3 protein-coding genes are annotated in these 2,481 nt (G+C 60.6%); 1 reads left to right on the forward strand and 2 read right to left on the reverse strand.

Annotation, left to right across the window (positions count from 1 at the left end):
* Positions 1–1,247, reverse strand: a 1,247-nt coding sequence (locus ACH2EH_RS00400; protein ID WP_395137713.1) for an HlyD family secretion protein, incomplete at its 3' end; no start/stop codon positions are given.
* 92 nt (positions 1,248–1,339) lie between these two features.
* On the opposite strand from ACH2EH_RS00400, the gene ACH2EH_RS00405 reads away from it, so the two are divergent.
* Positions 1,340–1,726, forward strand: coding sequence for a hypothetical protein (locus ACH2EH_RS00405; protein ID WP_395137715.1), 387 nt, complete (start codon positions 1,340–1,342; stop codon positions 1,724–1,726).
* A gap of 54 nt (positions 1,727–1,780) precedes the next feature.
* On the opposite strand, the gene ACH2EH_RS00410 is transcribed toward ACH2EH_RS00405, so the two are convergent.
* A complete protein-coding gene (locus tag ACH2EH_RS00410) occupies positions 1,781–2,425 on the reverse strand; it encodes a DUF4476 domain-containing protein (protein ID WP_395137717.1) in 645 nt (214 codons plus the stop codon).
* Between the last annotated feature and the right edge of the window lie 56 nt (positions 2,426–2,481).

Genomic DNA, 2,481 nt, shown 5'->3' on the forward strand with positions numbered 1-2,481 from the left:
CCCACGGAGAGCCGTGAGACATCCACTTCGTTCACATTGACTTTCACCTGCATCTTGGTGAGATCCGCAATGGTCACAATCGCCGCGCCCTGGGCAAACCCGGCAGTTGCAGAGGCAACGAGCTCACCCTCCTCAAGGTACTTGCCCGTCACTTCTCCCGCAATGGGGGCGACAATGCGAGTCTCTGCCAGTAGCACGGACTGCTCCGCGACCCGGTTCTCGTTCTGGGCGACATCGGCCTGGGAGCGCAGAATATCCTTGCTACGCACCTGCGCTTGGCGGGCATTGGCACGCTCCGTGGCGAGCTGTACTTCGGCGGTCTTGACAGCCACTTGTGCCTGGTTGTAGCGCACTTTAGACTGCTCGACGCGGATATTAGCCGTCTCGACACGCACTTTGGCTGTCTCAACGGACATCTTCGCCGTGTCGACGCCAATCTGCGTGGGAGCGATGTCCTCTTTGCGCGGCCCCTCTTTCAGCAGCGCGACACGCTCTTGGGCGCTGATCAGATCTACCTCGGCGAGATCAATCTGGGTCTGCGAAGAATCAACTTCTTGCTGGGCAATAAACCCCTTCCCGAACAAGAGCTTGCGACGCTCCAGAGTGCGCCTGGCATCTATAAGTTGCGCCTGGATACGCCGTACACTCTGCTCGGCCTGCTGCACCTCCTGGGAACGAGTGGGTGCGGCGGCCTGCTCCACTCGCTTCTGTGCCTGCGTGATGCCCACTTTGGCGTTCTCCAAGCCCACCTCGGCGTCTTTGAGCCCCACTTTCGCATCCTTCACATTGACGCCCGCCTCACGCAAGCTCACTTTGGAGTTCTCCAGCCCAATCTCCGCGCGACGAACAGCGAGCACTGTGGTCTGGAGGGTGAGCTGGTAGTTCTCCCGCGACTGGGAGAGCCCGGCCAGGCTTGCCTGGAGCTGCGCCTGCACACTGGCGACCTGGCGCGAGACCTCGGTCGGGTCCACGGTGGCCAGCGGTGTCCCCACTGCCACCCTATCGCCGGGCCGGACGAAGATCTTCAGGACGCGCCCTCCCACACGGGATTTGACATCCACCTTGGTCACCGGCTCCAGCGTCCCCGTCTCCGAGACTTTTATCGCAATCTTCCCGACCTCTGCGGTCACGAGTCGCCCAATCTCGGGTTTCGCGGTTGCCTTTGCCTGCATCCGGTAGTAGCCAAAGCCCGCTCCGCCTAGCACGACCAGACCAATAATCGCCGTTCGAATAACTTTTCCTGACACCTATACTTGCCCTCTTCGGAAGCTAGGACAGTCTTGGCTTGCGGCAGGTTACAAATTCGGGCGATAGAATAGGCAAGAAGGAGAGTTTGCCAATGAAGAAATCCATCCTCTGGACGGCAGCGGGTATCGTCTCTGCCACCGCGATCTGGGCGGCGATCAGCCTGCCCCAGCACTGCCCGGCTCGTCGGGCCACACGCCTTATCACCCCACAGCTCACCACGACCCTACTGATCCGTGACAGCAATGGCGGTAGCATGACCCACCCCCTCCCGGCAGAGCCCTGTACCATAGAGTGGACGGGAAACACCATCAAGGTGCGCTCCAAGACCACTTGGGGCGAGAATAGCTACGCAGGGCCGTCGCGGCCTATCCAGCTACTGATTACCCACATCTCACAGCAGCGCGGGCCGAACTTCTCCAGCAGTAGCATGCAGAGCATCTCCCGCACCTTACAGCCGGGCGAGAAGCTTCAGCTCTAGCAACCAAAACGGCCCGGAGCGCTCCCGCTCCGGGCCGTTTTTTGTTTTGAGAGGCTACCGAACGCCGAGTCGCTGGCAGACACTGGCCCACGAGGTCGTGGACTTGAACGAGTCGCGGATGGTGTAGAACTTCCCCGCGTCCGTGAGGCGTGGGTAGAGCAGATAGGCTGTCTCCTCTTGATCGCGCGACTGATCCACTACTTTCAAAAGATCGCGAAGCTGGCCGCTAGTAATCCACTGCTCTAGGGCGAGCTGCCGCACGATCCGCATCTTGTCGCCCGTGGTGCGTGCCCGGCGCACTGCAAAGACAATCTGATCAAAATCACTGTCACGCATCGCCTGACGGCCACGATTACGGTCGTTGAACTGGCTGTAGTTCTGATCACGCAGACGGATCACCTCGCGCTCCAGCTCACGCGCATCACGCTCCGCATTTTCCAGCAAGACTTCCAGGCGCCGACGGTCGCTGGCGGCATCACGCTGCGTCTCGCGCTCACGGGCCCCGCCCCCCTCTTTTTCCCGGGTGCTGAGCACGCGGCTCAGTAAGCCCCGTGCATCGCGCAGGTTGTCGGCCAGGTTTCGCGCCATGGTCTCAGGGGTTAGATTTGTCCCCCGGCTCTTTTCCCGCTGCGCCCATACGGGCACCAGTGCCCCGACGCTCACTACCGCTGCCAATAGTACAATCATCTGTCGTTTCATGATGGTCGTCTCTCCTGATACTTTATACAACGAATTTCTAGCGCCATCCGTGACGG

Source organism: Armatimonas sp. (assembly GCF_043760365.1).
GTDB lineage: Bacteria > Armatimonadota > Armatimonadia > Armatimonadales > Armatimonadaceae > Armatimonas.